The organism is Dehalobacter sp. DCA (assembly GCF_000305775.1).
GTDB lineage: Bacteria > Bacillota > Desulfitobacteriia > Desulfitobacteriales > Syntrophobotulaceae > Dehalobacter > Dehalobacter alkaniphilus.
On the sequence record NC_018866.1, the window covers coordinates 346,729 to 366,810 of the forward strand.

18 protein-coding genes and 1 riboswitch are annotated in these 20,082 nt (G+C 43.7%); of the genes, 11 read left to right on the top strand and 7 right to left on the bottom strand.

Annotation, left to right across the window (positions count from 1 at the left end):
• The first annotated feature begins 73 nt into the window (after window positions 1-73).
• The 9 genes from DHBDCA_RS01695 to DHBDCA_RS01730 all read left to right on the top strand — a co-directional run bounded on the left by DHBDCA_RS01695 (window position 74) and on the right by DHBDCA_RS01730 (window position 11,753).
• Window positions 74-1,330, top strand: coding sequence for an NAD(P)-dependent malic enzyme (locus DHBDCA_RS01695; protein WP_015042406.1), 1,257 nt, complete (start codon window positions 74-76; stop codon window positions 1,328-1,330).
• A 188-nt stretch (window positions 1,331-1,518) separates the two neighbouring features.
• Window positions 1,519-1,674: a hypothetical protein gene (locus DHBDCA_RS15350; protein WP_021315529.1), complete on the top strand. Its 156-nt coding sequence runs from the start codon at window positions 1,519-1,521 to the stop codon at window positions 1,672-1,674.
• A gap of 184 nt (window positions 1,675-1,858) precedes the next feature.
• On the top strand, window positions 1,859-2,944 hold the full coding sequence (gene ltrA / locus DHBDCA_RS01700; protein ID WP_015042407.1) for a group II intron reverse transcriptase/maturase: 1,086 nt from the start codon (window positions 1,859-1,861) through the stop codon (window positions 2,942-2,944).
• 37 nt (window positions 2,945-2,981) lie between these two features.
• Window positions 2,982-3,257, top strand: a complete 276-nt coding sequence (locus DHBDCA_RS15660) for a hypothetical protein (RefSeq protein WP_015042408.1) — start codon at window positions 2,982-2,984, stop codon at window positions 3,255-3,257.
• Window positions 3,258-3,483: 226 nt separating this feature from the next.
• Window positions 3,484-5,520, top strand: a complete 2,037-nt coding sequence (locus DHBDCA_RS01710; RefSeq protein ID WP_015042409.1) for an HD domain-containing phosphohydrolase — start codon at window positions 3,484-3,486, stop codon at window positions 5,518-5,520.
• Between the two features lie 808 nt (window positions 5,521-6,328).
• Window positions 6,329-7,876, top strand: a complete 1,548-nt coding sequence (locus DHBDCA_RS01715; protein WP_015042411.1) for a DUF4118 domain-containing protein — start codon at window positions 6,329-6,331, stop codon at window positions 7,874-7,876.
• 1 nt (window position 7,877) lies between these two features.
• A complete protein-coding gene (locus DHBDCA_RS01720; protein ID WP_015042412.1) occupies window positions 7,878-8,561 on the top strand; it encodes a response regulator in 684 nt (227 codons plus the stop codon).
• 33 nt (window positions 8,562-8,594) lie between these two features.
• A complete protein-coding gene (locus tag DHBDCA_RS01725; RefSeq protein WP_015042413.1) occupies window positions 8,595-10,505 on the top strand; it encodes an APC family permease in 1,911 nt (636 codons plus the stop codon).
• A gap of 243 nt (window positions 10,506-10,748) precedes the next feature.
• The gene (locus DHBDCA_RS01730) at window positions 10,749-11,753 is read left to right on the top strand and encodes an SPL family radical SAM protein (protein ID WP_034378544.1); all 1,005 of its coding nucleotides are present in this window, start codon (window positions 10,749-10,751) and stop codon (window positions 11,751-11,753) included.
• Window positions 11,754-11,815: 62 nt separating this feature from the next.
• Here DHBDCA_RS01730 and DHBDCA_RS01735 read toward each other — a convergent pair whose 3' ends face one another.
• Window positions 11,816-12,031 (bottom strand): hypothetical protein, encoded by a 216-nt coding sequence (locus tag DHBDCA_RS01735; protein ID WP_015042415.1) that lies wholly within the window; start codon window positions 12,029-12,031, stop codon window positions 11,816-11,818.
• A gap of 102 nt (window positions 12,032-12,133) precedes the next feature.
• On the opposite strand from DHBDCA_RS01735, the gene DHBDCA_RS15860 reads away from it, so the two are divergent.
• A complete protein-coding gene (locus DHBDCA_RS15860) occupies window positions 12,134-12,859 on the top strand; it encodes a UbiD family decarboxylase (RefSeq protein ID WP_015042416.1) in 726 nt (241 codons plus the stop codon).
• Window positions 12,860-12,866: 7 nt separating this feature from the next.
• Entirely contained in the window at window positions 12,867-13,475 is a 609-nt protein-coding gene (locus DHBDCA_RS15865) for a UbiD family decarboxylase domain-containing protein (protein WP_015045108.1), read from the top strand.
• 519 nt (window positions 13,476-13,994) lie between these two features.
• Here the strand turns inward: DHBDCA_RS15865 and DHBDCA_RS01755 are convergent.
• The 6 genes from DHBDCA_RS01755 to DHBDCA_RS01780 all read right to left on the bottom strand — a co-directional run bounded on the left by DHBDCA_RS01755 (window position 13,995) and on the right by DHBDCA_RS01780 (window position 19,804).
• Complete coding sequence (locus tag DHBDCA_RS01755) at window positions 13,995-16,250, bottom strand: DEAD/DEAH box helicase (protein ID WP_015042420.1); 2,256 nt, start codon at window positions 16,248-16,250, stop codon at window positions 13,995-13,997.
• 172 nt (window positions 16,251-16,422) lie between these two features.
• Window positions 16,423-16,710 (bottom strand): late competence development ComFB family protein, encoded by a 288-nt coding sequence (locus DHBDCA_RS01760; protein ID WP_015042421.1) that lies wholly within the window; start codon window positions 16,708-16,710, stop codon window positions 16,423-16,425.
• A 128-nt stretch (window positions 16,711-16,838) separates the two neighbouring features.
• Entirely contained in the window at window positions 16,839-17,588 is a 750-nt protein-coding gene (locus tag DHBDCA_RS01765; protein WP_015042422.1) for an ABC transporter ATP-binding protein, read from the bottom strand.
• Between the two features lie 15 nt (window positions 17,589-17,603).
• Window positions 17,604-18,617: an ABC transporter substrate-binding protein gene (locus DHBDCA_RS01770; protein WP_015042423.1), complete on the bottom strand. Its 1,014-nt coding sequence runs from the start codon at window positions 18,615-18,617 to the stop codon at window positions 17,604-17,606.
• An 85-nt stretch (window positions 18,618-18,702) separates the two neighbouring features.
• A complete protein-coding gene (locus tag DHBDCA_RS01775; protein ID WP_015042424.1) occupies window positions 18,703-19,500 on the bottom strand; it encodes an ABC transporter permease in 798 nt (265 codons plus the stop codon).
• 16 nt (window positions 19,501-19,516) lie between these two features.
• Window positions 19,517-19,804 (bottom strand): thiamine-binding protein, encoded by a 288-nt coding sequence (locus DHBDCA_RS01780; protein ID WP_015042425.1) that lies wholly within the window; start codon window positions 19,802-19,804, stop codon window positions 19,517-19,519.
• 115 nt (window positions 19,805-19,919) lie between these two features.
• A riboswitch (TPP riboswitch) is annotated at window positions 19,920-20,026 on the bottom strand.
• Window positions 20,027-20,082 lie beyond the last annotated feature (56 nt).

Sequence of the window (20,082 nt, forward strand, 5' to 3'; positions counted from 1 at the left end):
CTAAAAAAAATTTACTGAATAAAAAGACTTAAGCCAAAAACCAAATAAACCACAAAGTGAGAGGAAGATGTGAATGTCCCGAATTAAAAACCTGCGTGAAGAGGCTTTGGCGTTCCACGCCGTAAGGCCTGGTAAACTTGAAGTAAAAGTAACGGTTTCGGCCAATGACAGGGACGATTTGACGCTCGCCTATTCCCCCGGAGTGGCCGAGCCTGTGAAAGAGATTGCGAAAGATTTAGCGAATCTCGATGTTTACACCAATCATGCCAACTATGTCTGTATCGTTTCTGATGGAACAGCCATTCTCGGGCTTGGCAACCTTGGTCCAGCAGCGGCTATGCCTGTCATGGAAGGAAAAGCTCTTCTGTTTAAAGCCTTTGCCGACGTTGACGCATTCCCGATTTGTGTAAATACGAATGATATTGATAAAATTGTTGAGCTTGTCGAGTTAATAGCGCCGACCTTTGGCGGTGTTAATCTTGAGGATATCAAAGCTCCAGAATGTTTTGAAATTGAAGGAAAGTTAAAAGCCCGCAATATTTTCAAAGGCCCGATCTTCCATGATGATCAGCATGGAACAGCTGTCGTTACTTTGGCGGGTCTTTTTAATGCGCTGAAAGTCGTCGGCAAGAGTATAGATGAAATCAAAGTCGTAACGAACGGCGCCGGAGCCGCCGGGATTGCAATCATCAAGCTGATGATGAGTATGGGACTGAAGAACGTTATCATGTGCGATACCAAAGGTGCGATCTATAAAGGACGCCCTGAAGGTATGAATAAATATAAGGACGAAATCGCTGAAAAGACAAATTATGAAATGTGTAGAGGTAGCCTCAGAGATGCGATCAAGGGTGCGGACGTCTTTATCGGCGTATCGGCTCCAGATTCCATTGACGAAGAGATGATTAAATCCATGGCCAAAGATCCGATCGTCTTTGCTCAGGCCAATCCGATTCCGGAAATCTGGCCGATTGAAAGAGCCCTCGATGCCGGCGCTGCTGTCATCTCGACTGGGCGCTCCGACGTTATCAATCAGATCAACAACGTTCTGGCTTTCCCGGGCATGTTTCGCGGTGCGATTGATGTCCGCGCAACCGATATCAACGATGCAATGAAAATTGCTGCCGCTCAAGCGATTGCCAACTGCGTTAAACCGGAAGAATTGTGTGCCGACTACATCATCCCAAGTGCCTTTAATCCTGAAGTTGCCGCTGCTGTCGCTGCAGCAACAGCTAGAGCGGCAATTGAATCCGGTATTGCCAGAAATCCGATTGATCCTGCGCTGGTTGCGGAGAATCTGAAGAAAAGACTGGCAAATCAGTATAAGTAGGAATTGGAATTCAAGCAAAGGACTGTAAAACGGAATAAGAAACTTCAATGAGTGCTTGATAAGCTGCTGGCCAATTCTTGGCGGGCGGCTTATTTTAAGTGCGCCCGGCATGGGCAACAACTCGGCGGTGAGAGTCCGCTGCACGCTTGGTAGTAGGAAGTGCTAGCCGAACGGCAAGGGTGTCCATCGTGAGGTGGAATCTAAAGGAAGCCGTAAGCAAAGTCCTGAACCGACGAACAGAAACCGCATATAAGGCTGAATCAGGGTGGACGAGTTTGCTTAATAAAACAAAGTCCAATACTACCCGAACCCTGTACAGTAAATGCGGCGGTTACATGGGATGAAGGTTGTTGTTCTTACCCGGGGAGATCTCATACCACGCTCCCGACAAGAGGGACGCATTCGACGACCCACAGGAGCAAACCGCGCAGTGATGTGTAGCTGAGGCATGAGAAGTCAGCAGAAGCTATAGTACCGCGGAAACGCGGGAAGGGCTGAACAGTAGTAGTCTTTTGAAGAAGGAAGAAGGTGGACGATGTGAAGAAGGCAGAATACGAGGGAAACCTTGGCTGCCGCCCGGAAGATAGGGTGGAACCCGAAGACAACGGCGGAGCGCGGAGCATCGTTGAACGAGAAACCAAGGAAAAAGACGGTGCAGTCGACCTAATGAAAAGACTTCTGGACAGAGAAAACCTGAACAGGGCTTTCAAAAGGGTTAAGTCAAACGGTGGAGCAGCAGGAGTCGACGGAATGACCGTGGATGAAATGCTGCCCTGGCTCAGGAAACACAGAGAGGAGTTGCTACAGAGTTTAGGAAACGGGATGTACAGGCCTCAACTGGTTAGGAGAGTAGAGATACCCAAACCGGATGGAGGAGTACGAAAACTTGGTGTGCCAACGGTCATTGATCGGATGGTGCAACAGGCATTGGTGCAGATATTGCAACCAATCTTTGAACCGCTGTTTTCGGAGGCAAGCTACGGCTATCGACCGGGGCGCAGCGCACAGCAAGCCATGAAGGAAGCGAAAGAGTACTACGAACAGGGATATACCCGCGCAGCGGATATCGATCTGTCAAAATACTTCGATACGATGAATCATGAACTGCTGATGAATATAATACGCAAAGAAGTAAAAGATAAGCGGATTATAGACCTCATCAAGAAGTTTCTGAAAAGCGGAGTCATGGAGAATGGAGTGAAAAGCAAGACGGAGGAAGGCAGCCCACAGGGAGGCCCGTTATCTCCGTTACTTTCGAATATCTACCTCAATGAATTCGACAAGGAAATGGAAAGACGGGGGCACAAGCATTTGCGATACGCGGATGACATTGCTGTCTACACCAAGAGCCGCAGAGCAGCAGAACGTGTATTAGAAAGCTGTAAGCAGTACCTTGAGAAGAAACTAAAGCTGAAAGTGAACTCGGAAAAGAGTAAAGCGGGATCACCGCTGAAGCTTAAGTTCCTTGGCTTTGCCTTGTACAGGACGGGCAAAGGTACGGGAATACGGGTGCATGAAAAGTCAATGAAGAAATTCAAGGAAAAGCTCAAAGGCATCACAAAACGGAATCGCGGAAGGGCCATTCAACAGATTCTGAAGGAACTGAAGCTATAGTACAACGGGGTGGCTTAATTATTACGCTATTGCCGGTATGAAGAGCAGAATTCAGGAACTGAACAGGTGGCTGAAACGACGGATACGGATGTATATCTGGAAGCAGTGGAAGAAACCAAAAACCCGAATCGGGAACTTGATAGCACTCGGCATGTCGGTTTACTGGGCACACAAGAATGGGTACACTGGCAAAGGCTACTGGAGAGTAGCCGGGAGCGGGATACTTAATCATACGTTGACTGACAAATACCTCGAATCCCTCGGCTATGATGACATAGCCAAGAAATACGAGGTACTGCACTTAAACTATTGAACCGCCGTACGCGGAACCGCACATACGGTGGTGTGAGAGGCCGGGGGCGAGACGCCCCCTCCTACTCGATTGCCGGGACTTCAGCTTTTCATTACTAAAGGGTCAGACAAGGTAAACGGATAGCTTAAAAAATATAAAAGATTAATGATAGAGATTAATGCCCAAATCAATTATAATTTACCTCAGATATCCAATATCACAAAATCCAAATTAATTGAGGTAAAAAATGGATAGAAGCATTGTAATTAATTTGATTTATAACATAACAATTCTATTGACTTTGGCTTTTATTTCTTCTGCATTCCAAAATATAAAGCGAATAAACAATACTTTATATAAAATGATACTTGGATTTTTTATAGGCGCATCCGGATTGTTGATTATGTCGGCGGCATTTAGGTTGGACAGTGGCGTTATCTTTGATGCAAGATCCATTCTTCTAAGTGTTTCGGGTATGTTCTTTGGCGCACTGCCGACATTGATTGCCGGTATTATCATGATTGCTTATCGAGTCATCATCGGTGGACCAGGCATGTACATGGGGGTTGCGGTGATTCTTACGACATCGGTAATGGGTGTCCTTTGGCATAAGTTCCGTTTTCAGAAGATTCTCCATCGTAAATATCCTTATATTATAGAGTTTCTTATTTTTGGTCTGATTGTACATATCGATATGCTTTTATGCATGCTCTTTTTGCCCGAAGGCCTTTTTCAAATTACGTTACACGATATATTCTTGCCGGTTATTATCCTTTATCCAATTGGGACGTATCTTCTATGTATCATTTTTTTAAGTCAATTTGAGAGAAATCGTTTATTAAAGAAACTGATGGATAGTGAAGAGAAATATCGGAAAATTGCTGAAAATACCTCTGATGTCATATGGACGGCAGACTTAGATCTCAATCTTACATATTTAAGCCCATCAGTTGAGCGTTTATTTGGCAGAAACAGCGCTGATTATATCAATATAAGCCTGGAAGACAAGTATCCTATTGATGATTTAAATAAGTTAAGATCTATTTTGAGGGAAGAACTTGAGAAAGAAACAGAAGAAACCTGTGATAAATACAGGTCAAGAATCATTGAGGTGAAGCATTACCATGCTTCCGGTTCTCTGCTCTGGATTTCAATGCATGTATCCTTTATGCGTGACGAACAAGAACAAATTTGTGGTGTGACCGGCATTATGCGGGATATCACAGAACGAAAACAAAAGGAAGAAGAAATCTTTCGTCTTGCATACTATGATCATCTTACCGGTCTGTATAACCGAAGATTTTATGAAGAAGAACTGCAGCGGATGGATGTAAAAAGAAATCTGCCTTTCACAGTTGTCATGGGCGATGTCAATGGTTTGAAACTGATTAATGATTCGTTTGGTCACCATGTTGGTGATGAACTCCTTAAGAAAGTAGCTGAAATGATAAAAAAAAGCTGCAGAGCAGATGACATTATTGCCAGATTTGGTGGAGATGAATTTGGTATTTTATTGCCTCATACGAGCGCGCCTGAAGCAGATGGAATCATTGAGCGTATCCAGGTGCTTTCATTAAACGAAAAAATCAATGGTCTGGACATTTCTATCTCATTTGGCCATGAGACGAAGGAAAAAAACACAGAAAACATCAATGATATTATTAAAAAGGCTGAAGACAATATGTATCGGAATAAGCTTTTTGAAAGCACAAGTATGAGGAGTAAGACCATAGACTTCATCATGAATGCACTGTACGAGAAAAACAATAGGGAAATGCTTCATTCCAAAAGAGTCAGCAAACTTTGTAAAGAAATTGCACTTTTATTGAAGCTTGGTAAAGAGGCTGTCGAACAGGTTGCTTTAGCCGGATTGGTGCATGATATTGGGAAAATCGGAATAGATGAGAAAATCCTTAACAGTCCGGACAAATTGAATGATGATGAATGGAATGAGATGAAGAAGCATTCTGAAATCGGTTACCGAATATTATCTTCGGCAAATGAATTTTCTGATATAGCAAGGTTTGTTCTCGAGCATCAAGAAAAGTGGGATGGGTCTGGATATCCAAAAGGTTTAGTAGGGAAGGAAATCTCATTTGAGGCCAGAATTATATCCATTGCTGACGCCTATGATGCAATGACAGGTGAAAGAACCTATGGAAAAGTATTCACGAGACAAGAAGCTTTAGAAGAAATAGAGAGATGCGCCTGTATTCATTTTGACCCTGATATTGTTGATATTTTTGTTACAAAAATGCGTAATGAAGCAAATGATGTATGTTAACAAACAGACACATCATGATTGAATGAACATATCATAAATTGTTTAAAAGCCCGCTGTTCATGCGGGCTTGCTCTTTTAAGTAGGAATTTTTCCTGCTTTTTTAGCGGCGTTTTATGGTCATGATATAACTGTCTTTGAAAACGCCATTCCCAGGCCAGCGGTATGATGCGTTATGAAATACCGGAATACCATTTGCCTAAAGTGATCTTGGACCAGGAGATCAAACTGACGGCTAGCTACGACAGAATTCCAAGTTAATTGGCGATTATTTCATAAGTCCGAAACAATTGAATACATATTCAATTGTTTCGGACTTATGAAAATTAAGTATTACGAAATTTCACCGGAAAAGTTTTGATACCATATGATACAGAATATAGTCAACCGAAAGGAACATAAAAATGGAGAGCACGCCAACTGAAAGAACGCCGGCTGTCGTCGCCGGGGAAATCGCTGCCATCAAAGCACAAACAAGAAAAGATATTGCTTGTCAGCGCGGTTGAAGTCGGACGGCGCTTAATTCCGGCTTGTCCAGCTTGTCGGTTTATTTTATACCAATGTTTGTCCGATGGTGACAGCCGGATTATGTCATAAGTTGTTTACGTTCATCCATTTATAGGTATCTAAAGTAATAGGTATTAATGGGGATTTGATTAAACTAATCTTGATTTTGATCAAGATCTTATTATGATCTTTATATATTATTTATACTTTTAGAGTAATTTTTAAGACTTAATTTATGAGATTTAAGGATATAATAGGCAATATTAAGAAATGAAGTTATTTTTGGATCCGGGGATGGATTTCCTTGAAAAAGATGAATGAACGGGGTAATTTAGCTACACCCTATCTGATGTCAACTATATTGACATCGGCCTTAACACTTCTCCTTTCTCCAATGAAAGAAATTCTAGGGCAGGTCAATATATCCATGCTCTATCTTCTGCCAGTTCTTTTAAGTGCTGCCTGTTGGGGCAGATGGCCAGCTGTTTTTACAGCAGGGATAGGTGTTATTACTTTTGACTACTTTTTTGTTCCACCCTATTTTACGTTTACAGTTGATGATTTTCGTTATTTAATCAGCTTTACCATATTAATGCTGGTTGGTTTTTCAACAGGTACGCTTTCTGCCCGGCTCAAGGATCAGATTATAAATTCCCGGCAACGTGAGCAGCAAGTTTCCACCCTATATTCCCTTAGTCGGGAACTTACAGCAGTTGATAATCTGGAGGTAGTTTTAGATAACATTGCCCGAAAAATCGCAGATACTTTGGACGCGCAGGTTGTTATACTACTGCCGGATGAAAGAGGAGAACTCATACTGCGGCAGAGCTCAAATCCCGAACATTTTTTGAATGAAAATGAATTGGCAGCCGCTGCCTGGGTGTATGCAAAAGGACTAAAAGCCGGGTTGGGAACAGAAGTATTCGAATCTCCAAGCTCTCTATATCTGCCGTTATTAATGGAACAAGGGAACCAAGGCGTTTTAGGAATTAGCTTGAATCACATAAATAGAGGAGAACATATAAATGCTGAGCTAATACGTTTTTTAGAAGCGTTTGCAGGTTTGACGGCTATCGCTGTCAATAGAATCAAGCTGGCTGATGAAGCAAAAAAGGCTCATACCCTAGCAGAATCAGAGCGTTTGCGAACAGCATTATTTAATTCGCTATCCCACGATTTGCGTACACCCCTTTCGTCTATTATTGGAGCCGCTACAGGATTAATCGAGGATCATGATGGTTTGTACTCCTCTGATGCGCGACATGACTTATTGCAAACAATTCTTCAAGGCGCCGAAAGAATGAAGCGATTTGTAAATAACCTGTTGGATATGGCGCGTCTAGAGAGCGGAATGATCAAATTAAATAAGGACTGGTGTGATATGCAAGATATTATGGGCGTGGCGGTAAGCAGTTTAGGGACGATGCTGACAGGTCGTAAACTGGAGATTAATATTCCCGAAGATCTGCCCCTGGTTCAAGCAGACTGTGTATTAATTGAGCAAGTCATTGTTAATGTACTGGATAATGCGGTAAAGTACTCCGAACAAGACAGTGCGATAACCATCCATGTCAGGCTGCAGTCAAACAATTTGGAAATTGCCATAGCCAATAGAGGAAATCCAATACCGGAAGCTGATCTTAGTAAGGTGTTTCATAAGTTCTACCGGCTTAGTTCACCGCTTCAAGTCAGTGGAAGTGGCTTGGGCTTATCGATCTGTAAAGGAATTATTGAAGCACATCATGGAAATATATGGGCAGAAAATAATAAACTAAGTGGCGTAACGATTACGTTCAGCTTGCCCTTGAGCAACGAATGCTCCGAAAAAGTGCCACTTTATGAAGGAGGCTAAAATGGAGAAGAGGGGGCAGCGTATATTAATTATTGATGATGAAATTCAAATCCGCAGATTTCTGCGCGTCAGTCTAACCAGCCATGGCTATGACGTGCAAGATACAGGAATGGGTAAAGCAGGTTTCGATAAGGTTTTTACATTCCATCCGGAACTGGTGATTTTAGATTTAGGGCTGCCTGATATGAGTGGCATTGAGGTGCTAAGCAGGATACGGGAATGGTCCAAAGTTCCAATCATTATTCTTTCAGTTCAGGAACAAGAAACGGATAAGGTTACGGCACTTGACAATGGAGCCGATGACTATGTTACAAAACCTTTTGGCATGGGTGAATTACTTGCCCGGATGAGGGCGACATTACGTCATGCCACCGGCGTTGAAGAGGAACCAATATTGAGGTTCGATGATTTGGTTATCGACTTCTCACATCGCCAAATTAAAGTTAATCAAAGAGAAATCAAACTTACGCCTACAGAATATGAACTGATGAAAAGTTTAGCACTGAATGCCGGCAAAGTTCTGACTCACAAGTATTTATTACGAACGGTTTGGGGACCGGAATACGAAACGAGTATTCAATATTTACGCGTCTTTATGGGACAAATCAGACGGAAAATTGAGACTGATCCATCACGTCCCCGCCATATCATTACTGAACCGGGGGTTGGGTTCAGGTTATTGTAGAAAATATAAAAATGAAGAAAAGAGTGTATAACGATGTCTGGGGTCAACAATAAATTGGTGTGGTTAAGATTAAGAACAATGATATTTGGGCATCCCCTTGCCACGAAAAGCGCAGAAAACCAAAAGGTTGGGGTCTTTGGCGGCATTCCGGTATTTGGTTCGGATGTTATATCTTCTCAAGGTTATGCTCCGGATGCAATTTTATACATTTTAATTTTAGCGGGAACTGCAGGGTATGCAGCATCCATGAAGGTAACAGCAGCAATTGTACTATTGTTGTTTAGTATTTTAATGCTCTATCGCCGTACAATCCAAAAATATGCCAGAGGTGGCGGATCTTATACTGTTGCACATGCGTATTTAGGAGAAAAAATGGGCCTGCTGGCAGGCGCCAGTCTGAGCATTGACTATATTTTAACAGTAGCTGTTAGTGTCAGCTCGGCAGTTGAGAATCTCACCGGTATATTTAGCTGGCTGGAACCAACGCCACATAAAGTATTGGCTGATTGTCTGATCATTGTATTTATGACTTTTGTAAATTTGCGTGGGATGAAAGAATCTGCCCGTCTTTTCGCCTTGCCGGTGTACACCTATATTCTCAGTATTTTAGCGCTTGTCGGGCTTGGCGTCTTTAAATATTTGATGTATGGAGTTTCTGTCCTGCCGGATTCTCAGGCCTTGATTGCAGCGAATACCCAAAGTGTGACCCTATTTGTATTTTTGCGGGCAATGGCAGCCGGTACTACCGCGCTTACTGGAACTGAAGCTGTGAGTAACGGAGTATCAGCCTTTAAAGCCCCTGCCCAAAAGAGAGCCATTAATACACTATTTGTCCTTGGCTTGATTGTTGCGATAGGTCTTGTCGGGCTGGTATTTCTGGCAAGTCAGTATCAACTTGTTCCAAGCGATGATAATACCATCATCAACCAGCTTGGATTACTGGTTTTTGGCAAATCGTTGATGTACTATCTATTAATGGCAGGAATAGCCTTGATTTTAATGATTGCCGCGAATACGCCTTTTGTAGGACTGCCCATTCTCTTAAGTCTCATGGCCCGCGATGGGTATGCCCCACGCTATTTCAAAAACCTTGGAGATCGATTGGTATACAGTTCAGGGATTTGGACCTTGAGTATTATCGGACTGCTTTTGATTATCATTTTTCACGGGAATACGCACAGTATGCTCCCTTTGTATGCTATCGGCGTGTTTATCAGTTTCTCTCTTACGGGTTTTGGTCTGGCAAGACATTGTATCAAGGATAAACCCAAGAATTTCCGCAGCGATTTTATCATTTTTGCATTCGGTGGAGCGATATCTTTTTTGATGTTTTTGGTATTCTTAGTTACAAAGTTTACTGAAGGGGCATGGTTAGTTGCTATTATTATTCCATTGCTTATGGTATTCTTCCATATCGTCTCAAAAGTATACAAGCGGGAAATCATGCTCATTAAAGCGACAAAAAATGATATGGATGAATTTAATCATCAAATTGCCAGAATATCTGAGCGTCGTTCCAATGTGAACCTTTCGGAGTATAAAAGTAAGATTGTTGTTCCAGTGTTTGATCTGAACAAAATTGTTCTTAAATCACTCCTCTATGGTTATGAGCAAACGCCTCTCATTACAGCACTGCACGTAGCATCAGATAGGGAGAGGACAGAAAAACTGCAGAGACACTGGAAGGAAAACAATATACAAGTTGAGTTAGAGATCGTCGATTCACCTTATAGGGCTACTGTCCATGACTTGCTGCAATACCTTGATAAACTAGAAAATGACCCGCGTTATACTACGATCACTCTGGTTATTCCCGAATTTGTTCCACCAAGGCTATGGCAGAACTTCCTACACAACCAAACCGGTCAATTAATGAAACTGTTACTTTTATTACGTAAGAGTATTTTAGTTACCAGCGTACCTTATCATCCAGAGGAAAAATGATAAGATGCCGTTTAACCTGGAGTGATAAATCTTACGGTTCTTTTCTTATGCCGAAGTATTTTAGGGAATTTTTACGGGCATATTAGTTTTAAGAGTGTGATGAAGAAAAAAATTCTTAACTATTTTACTTTATCTGTCGAAACGCTCAAACGGGATTACTCAAGTTTGAGAGAAATATTTAGGAATAAAAACGTCTCTTTCAAAAAACAGGGAATTCGTTATAAGGAGAAACGGTTTAAGGAGATGTTTACTTTGCACCCCGATAAAATTTTCTACGAACCTGCTGTCTTGGACTTTGAGCTCGGGAGACAGCTTAAAGAAAAATTTGGCAGTGTTCCATGGCTGCCAATTGAAAACCACAACAATATTGAGCAGCTGCGCAATAATCCTAACCAAGCATTTGCTAAAATGAAACGGCATCTTATTATCGGCGTACGGAAATCCTTAAACTACACGCCTAACCGTAAGGTCTCGGATTTCCTGGTACCATACACTTCTTCCGGCTGTAGCGCGATGTGCCTTTATTGCTATTTGGTATGCAATTACAACAAATGCTCATATCTCAGATTATTTGTCAATCGCGAGCAAATGATGGCTAAACTGCTGAAAACCGCAAGCCGTTCGGAAAAAGACATTGTTTTTGAGATCGGCAGCAATAGTGATCTTGTTTTGGAAAATACAATTACGGGGAATCTGGAATGGACGATCGAACGCTTCAGTAAAAGCGAAAAAAGCTATCTTACATTTCCTACAAAGTTTGATATGGTGGAACCGATCCTTCCTCTTGACCACAGGGGGAGAATCATTATGCGTATGAGTGTGAACCCGGAGGAGATTATCCGGAAAATTGAGTTTGGCACAGCTTCTCTAAAAGCTAGGATCGGGGCAATCAACCGGATGTGCGACGCGGGATACCAGGTAGGGATGCTGATCGCTCCCGTTGTCCTAACCGAGAACTGGATGAAGCTTTACGAGGATTTGATAGAACAGTTAGCTGCGGAGCTTACGCCAAAAGTAAAAGAACAATTATTTATTGAAATTATTTTTATGACTTACAGCTTTGTACATCGCGCAATCAATAAGGATGCGTTCCCAAATGCCGTTGAGCTGTTTGACAAATCTCTTATGACAGGGCGGGGACGGGGGAAATACTGCTACCGGGAAGATGTCAGGGCAATGGGTGAACAATTTCTGAGAAAACAGCTTTCTAAAAAACTAAATCGCGTTCCAATTATCTATGTAGTCTAAAATTAGATTACCCACTGGGCTTTGAGTACCACAAGCATAGGGATAACAACGGTTGCCCTTGCTTATCTGAGTATGCCGGAAGAGCTTGGCGTTAAGAAAATAGAGTCAAAAAACAGGATAAAGGGGACGGCTAAGACTGTACAGCTTGTCCCAAATTCATCAACGTTGATGAATTTGGGACAAGCTGTTTGTTTTCTTCTGTTTGTTTTCTTATTGTTCACGATGCATTTCTCTATCAGGATGCCGGAATAGTCTGCATATCCATAAAAAAACTTCATATATTTCCATAGGTCATCATCAAGTGGAGCAAATCTTTTTAAAAAGTTTATACCTAATGGTGATGGATCATCAATCTCTAAGAATAGGTTAGGTGGTGGATTATGGCCGTTAAATCGTTGCGCAGTTGGCTGCATTTATTAGAACAGAAAGGAATTTTGCGGTATGTCAACAGGGAAGTTGACCGCCGCTACGAGTTGGCAGCCGTATCCAAAGTTTCAGATGGGCGATATACGCTTCAGTTCAATCATGTCAAAGGATCTAATATCCCTGTAGTAACCAATATTGCCCATAGCCGTGAGCTTTTGGCTTTGGCGCTTGGCGTCCGCAAAGAAAAGCTCGCTGAACATTTTGCCTGGGCACAAGGACATCCAGGAAAATGTATTATGGTTTCTACTGGGAAGGCCCCGGTAAAAAGCAAGATTTTACGTCCTGATCTGACCGGGTTACCGATTATTATTCATCATGAAAAGGACGGAGGAGCTTTTATAACCGCCGGATTAGTCATAGCCAAAGACCCTGAAACAGGAATACAAAATGTTTCAATTCATCGGCTGCTGCAAATGTTTTCTCCCCGTCACCTTGGCATTCTCATGCTCCCCCGACATCTCCAGCAAATATACAGAAAAGCTGAAGCGATGAATGTCCCGTTGGATATCGCCGTTGTAATCGGAGTCGACCCGATACCATTGCTAGCCTCTCAAGCACAAGTTCCCTTGGGTTATGACGAAATATCTGTTGCAGCCGCCTTGTATGGGGAACCTCTTCCGCTGGTAAAATGTGAAACGGTAAATCTTGCAGTGCCGGCTCAGGCTGAAATAAATCCTTGAAGGCCATATGCTCCCGCATGTTCGTCATATGGAAGGCCCTTTTGGTGAGTTTCCCAAAACATATACGCCACCTTATCCCAAACCAATGATTGAACTTACGGCAATAACGACCCGGCAGGACCCAATCTACCATACAATTGTTCCTGCCAGCAATGAACACTTTCTGATTGGCGGGATTCCTCGTGAGGGTGGTTTGTTGGAAACAATGCGTAAAACTGTCTCCAACGTCAAACATGTCCGTTTTACGAGCGAAAGTTCCTGTCGTTTCCATGCAGTCGTTTCGATTGATAAAAAATCTGAGGACGAACCGAAAAATGCCATCGTCGCTGCCATTAACAGCAGCCAGGATATCAAGCATATTGTTATTGTCGATCAGGATATTAATATCTTTGATTCTAGGGACGTCGAATGGGCTATCGCTACCCGGACCCAGGCCGGCCGCGATGTCATTATCGCTCACGATCTGCCTGGCAACCTTCTGGATCCTTCAGCTACAAACTCCATAAGTGATAAAATGGGTATTGATGCGACCATGCCACTTGGACAATACGGACGTTTTGCTAAAATGCGCATTCCCGGCGAAGAAAAAATTTATCTTGATGATTATCTAAGGTGACTAAAATCTTCCCATCTCATTTTGCAGGAGGTCAAGGCAGTAAGATGCCCTTTCCGTTTCGACAAACTTAGAAACAATATGAAACTATTTGACCAAGGAATTCAAAGCAATACAGAGAATATCTTTACCGTTAGAGTAAAGCCTTTTTCTGAATGACGTATGACAATGCGTTGTCATGGCTGGCGACCAGATCGCCTGGAACAGAAAAAGGGCCCAAGTCAGGACAGGAAGATTGAAAGGAGGTATGTCAGGCGGTCAGGAAGTGCTTAAGCGGCCGGGAGTCATCAATAGCAGCAAACGAGCAATTTCTTGCAGGAGTGGTATTTGGCTGAATACTGCTGGTCGTAAGAGCCTGAGTGTCGGGCAGTCAATCTTCAGAATTGGTTTGGTTAGGAAAGATTCAAAACTAAAAAAGTCTGCCTGAGGTTAATCCGGTCGGAAATGGCAGACTCAACAAAAGGAGCCCTAAAACGGCTCCTCTTTTTGACGACCACGAAGGGCACGGAGCGGCAAGGCAGCTTAATTTAACTCTTGGATCGAAGCCTCATCTCTGTCCAGTTTCTTGATGCAGACGCTGAAGCGTTCTCTTAACGACTGGTCTGTTACGGCTTCCCGCATCTGGCGCAGTAAATCGATGGTCCGCCTTAAGACCGCGATAATATCTCCTTCATCGAGGGTGCAGAGCAGCTGAAGCTCGATTAATGCGGCGCCTTTGCTCCAATAATACGCAAGGACGGCCGCCTTGGATTCAAAGCGCACAGCGTCAGGCCCGCAGATGCTCTGAATATAATTCAGGATTTCCCTGACAGGCTTAAAATCAATTTGGTCAAACTTCTGGAAATACTCATTACGTTTGCTTTCATAATCAATACAGGAAATCAGCGCAGTCAGCTGGTCATCATCCAGCTGTTCGATGATTCCTGAGTAAATCAATTCGGTTACCAGGATTTCCTGCACATAAATATATCTGGCGAGCTCCCCACGCGGCAAAAGCTTGTCATTTCCGATATAGCCTATTTGCTGCAGCAGGGCTTTTTTTCTTTCAAATTCGGAATTAAATGTGTTGTAATCCGGCATTGAGAACAATTGATTCTTGAGGTCCGTGATTTCTTTTTCGAGGTTCATCCAGTTTCCGGCGAAGGATTTACAGCTGTCGTTTTGTTTTCTGGTACATTTCTGGGGAACAGTCTTAAGGATCTTCTCCCATTTCATGATTTTTCGGTGCATCTGACGCCCGAAAATCTTATTGCGGCGTCGCGGGTCCAATTTGGCATAGGCTTTGTGAAGCCTGTCCAATTCTTTCTTTTTCGGGTAGTAATTCAGCGGACACCGATAGGTCCCGACATGCTCACAAAGGTTCTCTTTGGCTTGGGCTGATTGCTCGGACAGAAGACGAATCTCTTCTTCTGTTTTTTGTGCGGTCAAGATATAGGAATGAGCAGCAAAACTTTTTTTGAAATAGGTTTCGATTTGCTCCGGCGATAATGTTGCCAGGAGATTCAAAACTGTATTATAGGAAAGCCGAAACTGACTGGTCAGAGGTTCTAACTTGGCAATATCAAATTTTACCGGCGGTTCTTTTTCAAAGTAATTCAAATCAACAATCGCAAAGGAATAACCGATCTCGTCAATACCGCGTCGGCCGGCTCTGCCGGACATCTGAAAAAATTCGTGGTTTGCCAGAGCCCTGAAACTGCGTCCGTCGTATTTGTTTAGGGAATCAAAGCAGACGGCCTTGACAGGATAGTTGATCCCGACACTGAAGGTCTCGGTACAGTACAGAACTGAGATCGTCTTGGCCAGGAAAAGATCCTCTACGACGGATTTCTGCAAAGGCAGCAGCCCGGCATGGTGATAGGCAATACCTTTCCGGCAGACCCTGAATAACTTGCGCGTGGAAGAGGACCAAGTATCTTCAGCACCAAAATGCTCCAAAAAAATGTTTTTCACTTCTTTGCTTTGTTCCGACGACAGGTAGTTTTTGATATTGGCCAGTTCATGCGCTTTATCGGCGCATTGCTTTCTACTGAATACAAAATAGAGGGTAGGAAGATATTGTTTATCAACAGTTTTGATCAGGTCAAGATGTGACGTCGGTTTAAACAGCGGGGAATTATCGGTTCTGTCCGTGGATTTAAGCTTCTGATAATAGAACCTGATCAGGTCATCATAGCCGATGATGCCGGTGTCCTGACAAAAATAATAATATTCCAGAGGAACGATCCTTTGCTGTTCCTCGATCAACACAACGGTGTCTTTGCGGATGGCCTCGATCCAGCCCTTCAGTTCCGCAGCATTGGCAATTGTCGCACTTAAGCCCAGAATCTTAATATTTGGCGGAGCGAGAATGATGGATTCTTCCCAGACTGTACCTCTGTCCTCATCATTGAGCCAGTGAATTTCGTCAAAGATGATATAGGAAACGTGCTCCAGTTCCGGATCATTGGTGATAACCTGGTTGCGGAAGATCTCTGTCGTCATGATCAGTAGCGGGGCGCCAGGATTGATCACAACATCCCCGGTCATGATTCCAATGGTCTTGCTGCCAAATTGCCGGGAAAAGTCTTTAAACTTCTGATTGCTTAAGGCTTTGATAGGCGCGGTATAGATGATCCGTTGGCCTTCGCGGATCGATTTCTCGACCAGATAATCTGCTACCATTGTTTTTCCTGTCCCGGTAGGGGCTGAGACAATGACGGAATGCCCGTGATTGATTGCTTCAATCGCATCCATTTGAAATTGGTCGAGTTTTAGTCCCTGATACTCGGAAATCACGCTGATCACCTGCTTTTATTTTGAAGTCGCAATCATTGTAACAGAGTAAATAGCGATAATCAAATCCAAGATTGGAAATCATTCAGCGGATAGCTACAACCATCCATACAAAAGTAAAGACGCCTCATATCATTTGAAGCGCCTTCGTAACTGTCATTATTCCCATGCGGGTTTATTCTTCTTTCTGGTCAAGCGGATGGGACGGGAAAGAAGCAACTATCTGGGCAGCGCCAACGACTTCTGCCAAAACTCGGGCTTTGTCCGGAAACATTTGTGATTCAAAGTGCGTCATGACTTCGCCTTTTAAGGAAACATAATATCTCGGAGGGAAGCGGTTCAGTACAAAAGCCATTATGTCGGCCTGACACCGTTCGCATTTGCAAGGGATATTGGCGACGGGCAGATAATCTTCCAGTGTTTTCTTCACAATGACTTCACTAAAATTTTTTAGTTCATACATTAGTCTTATCCTCCCTGGGAAAAAATGCTTACCCTATTTTAACATATCGCGCCAAAGGGTAAAAGAACCCAGCGAGATTTCGAAAAAGTTTTTCAGGTATTGAAACATCTTCAAACGTTCTTTGAATATCAAGTTCCCAGCAAGTGAAACAGTTTTGTCTTCAAAGGCAATATCCCGGAAGAAAAAATCAGCTCCGGATCACGCGGCCGGGGAAACGGAACGTCGATGACCTCGACAATTTTTGCCGGGTATTTGCTGAGTACAAAAATTTTATCCGAAAGCAGGATTGCTTCTTCAATATCATGGGTAATAAAGAGCACGGTATGCTTGGTTTCAATCCAGATTGACAGCAGCCAAAGCTGCATTTCTCTGCGGGTCAGGGCATCAAGCGCCCCGAAAGGCTCATCCAAAAGTAGCGTGGACTGTCCGAATAGGATGGTTCGGAGCAGGGCGCCGCGCTGTTTCATGCCGCCGGAAAGCTGATGAGGATAGTAATCGGCAAAATCGAGCAGTCCAAAATGTTCCAAACCCTTGATGGCCTCGACTGAAGAGATTTTTTTATCCTGGCGTATGAGATCGCAGCCCAGCGTTACATTTTCCCGAAGAGTCCGCCACGGAAGAAGCAGGTCTTTTTGAAACATGTAGCCGACATGTCCTGGCATTCCGGTGATTTCTTGGTCATCGAGAAGGATTTGCCCCTGGTCGGGCTTTTCAATACCGGCGATAAGATTGCACAGCGTACTCTTGCCGGAACCGGAAGGCCCGATCAGGGAGACGAAAGAACCGCTCTCAATGGTCAGATTCAAATCCCGGAAAATCTCCATGGACTGACCGTTTTCGATATAGGTTTTCGAAAGGTTTTTTAAGGCAAGTGTCAAGGCGTCTGACCTCCGTTATCTGGTCGGAAGAAAGTCATTGGTAAAAGCTTTGGATGAATCCATCATTTTGGTGACGAGCTTATTGTCATAGAGCCACTTGCTGTAGTTTTCCCAGACAGTTGCTTTCTGGACACCCCATTGTTTCGCATCGGCTTCGTACTGCGGGCTCAGCCAGGCCTGGCTGCGTTTGATCATTTCCGGATCGGATTCAGGAGCATATTTGATCAAGATTTTAGCTGATTCTTCCGGATTTTCAATTGCAAATTCGTAGCCGGCACTGATTGCCTGCATCATTTTGCGGACAGTATCGGGGTTACTCTGAATCATTTTCTCGTTCGAGACAATGACCGGTGTGTAATAATCGAGGGCAGGGTCGATATCTTTCAGCCAGATCATATTAAGTTCCTGTCCTCTGATTTCAGCCTGGATACCTGTCCAACCATAGAAAATCCAGGTCAGATCAATATTGCTATTCAAAGAGGCCAACTGATCGGTTTCCCCGATATTGACCATGTTGATTTTGCTGAAGTCGGCATTTTCTTTTTGCATCAGCGCTGTAAGGATCGCGGTCTCCGAAGGCAACCCCCAGCCGCCGTATGTTTTCCCTTCAAAATCCTTGGCTGTCAGGATATTCTTGCTTCTCAGCGAGACAAAACCAGAGGTGTTGTGCTGAATGATGGTTGCCAGAGAGACAAGTGGCAAGTCACTGAGGCGGGCAGATGTAACCTGTTCCTGTGCACTGATACCAAAATCTACCTTTCCGGTTGCAACAAGCTGCTCGAGTGTTCCTTGGCTCGATGGGTTGACAATGCTGACTTCGAGTCCCTGGTCTTTGAAATAGCCTTTATCCTGAGCAACAAATAGTCCGGTATGATTCGTATTCGGTGTCCAGTCCAGCATAAGCGTTAGTTTAACCGACTGGTTATTCTGGCCGGAGTTCTGTTCAGCCTGTTTGCTGCAACCCGAAAGAGTCACAGTGAGAATCAGAAGGAGCACAATAAACGTAACCAATATCTTTTTCGTTTTCATTTCTATACCTCACTTGTATTTTTTGGGGGGCGAAGGAACGTATCTTTTTCTCCTTGTTTAAGGGGACGAAAGATACGTCCCTGGGTCAGCTTGTCCGCCTGTATCGGGAATACCAGGGAAGCACTAGCCTGGTCAGAATAATAATGATTGCATAATAAAAGAAGCTGAGAGCAGTGATTGCAATGATTGCTGCAAATACTCTGTCGGTAAGGAAATTATTCGAAGAACGCAGCAGATAGACACCGAGCCCCTGGCTTGCTCCAAGCCATTCACTGATGACAGCCGTCATGACACTGTAGGCAGCAGCAATCTTCAAGCCTGAAAACAGTGCAGGCATAGCGTGAGGCCAACGGATTAGGGAGAATACCTGCCATTTGGATGCGCCCATGCTTTGCAGCAGATGCAGAAGATCCAAATCGCTTAATTCAAGGCCTTCAAGCAAACTGATCGCGATCGGAAAAAAACAGACCAGAACGACAATCAAGATTTTAGGCAGTACCCCATACCCCAGCCAGAGCAACAGCAGCGGTGCGACCGCTATCAAGGGGATCGTCTGGGAAATGATCAGAAATGGATAAAACACCCGCCGGGACAGCGGAAACAGCGTCATCAGTGTGCTGACCGTCATGCCCAGAGCAACAGCGAGCCCTAAGCCCAACGTCGTCTCAATGATCGTTGCTTTGGTATGGCCCCAGATCATGTCCTTCGTATTCCAGAGAGCTTTCCCGATCTGAGAAGGAGAGGGAAGAAGCCAGCGGGGGATGCTGAAGTAATTTACCGTAAGCTGCCAGACTGCCAGCAGCACAACCAAAAAGAAAAGGGCAGGGGCATACCTCAGCAATACAGCCGGTGGTCGGAATCTCCGGCTATTGTTTTTCAGCAATGGGAATCCCTTCTTTTCAGCGGTACTTGGCAATTTTTTCATTGATCGTGGAACCCTGGGGTACATAGTCAATTTTTACATTGGTCATTACTCTGGAAGCCCCGGCTTTGATACAAGCCTCCATAGCATCTTTGATGACCTGCCAGATTTCATCGGGCTCTCCTTCAAGTGCTGTTTCCATCGGACCGACTTCGTAGGGAAGGCCGCTTTGGGCGACAACTTTGATTGCTTCATCAACAACCGGATAGATTCTGGATTCCTCCACTTTTGGAATGACCTGAAAGGCCATTGTTATCTTCGCCAAAATACATTTCTCCTTCACGTATTTTATAAATTACTGTCCGTGACTTTGTAAATAATAAGACACTGCTTATCGACGATGACCGACAAACAAAAAACGCTGCAAAGGCAGCGCAGTTATTAAAGTTTTTTATTATTACTACGCTGGCATTACCCAGATCAGTTTTAAGGGTCGGATACGTGATATCCCTCTCAGCCAGCATCCCCAGCTCCCCATACTATTAAATTAGTTTTATCCTACCATAGTTGAAAATCATTAGCAATAGTGTTTTAGATTACTGT

What these genes read in the sequence shown, in the direction of transcription:
- DHBDCA_RS01720 (WP_015042412.1), top strand. Translation starts at nt 7,878, where the DNA reads ATGGAGAAGAGGGGGCAGCGTATATTAATTATTGATGATGAAATTCAA.
- DHBDCA_RS01710 (WP_015042409.1), top strand. Translation starts at nt 3,484, where the DNA reads ATGGATAGAAGCATTGTAATTAATTTGATTTATAACATAACAATTCTA.
- DHBDCA_RS01770 (WP_015042423.1), bottom strand. Translation starts at nt 18,617, where the DNA reads ATGAAAACGAAAAAGATATTGGTTACGTTTATTGTGCTCCTTCTGATT.
- DHBDCA_RS15660 (WP_015042408.1), top strand. Translation starts at nt 2,982, where the DNA reads ATGAAGAGCAGAATTCAGGAACTGAACAGGTGGCTGAAACGACGGATA.
- DHBDCA_RS01725 (WP_015042413.1), top strand. Translation starts at nt 8,595, where the DNA reads ATGTCTGGGGTCAACAATAAATTGGTGTGGTTAAGATTAAGAACAATG.
- DHBDCA_RS01730 (WP_034378544.1), top strand. Translation starts at nt 10,749, where the DNA reads ATGTTTACTTTGCACCCCGATAAAATTTTCTACGAACCTGCTGTCTTG.
- DHBDCA_RS15860 (WP_015042416.1), top strand. Translation starts at nt 12,134, where the DNA reads ATGGCCGTTAAATCGTTGCGCAGTTGGCTGCATTTATTAGAACAGAAA.
- DHBDCA_RS15865 (WP_015045108.1), top strand. Translation starts at nt 12,867, where the DNA reads ATGCTCCCGCATGTTCGTCATATGGAAGGCCCTTTTGGTGAGTTTCCC.
- DHBDCA_RS01735 (WP_015042415.1), bottom strand. Translation starts at nt 12,031, where the DNA reads ATGAAGTTTTTTTATGGATATGCAGACTATTCCGGCATCCTGATAGAG.
- DHBDCA_RS01695 (WP_015042406.1), top strand. Translation starts at nt 74, where the DNA reads ATGTCCCGAATTAAAAACCTGCGTGAAGAGGCTTTGGCGTTCCACGCC.
- DHBDCA_RS01760 (WP_015042421.1), bottom strand. Translation starts at nt 16,710, where the DNA reads ATGTATGAACTAAAAAATTTTAGTGAAGTCATTGTGAAGAAAACACTG.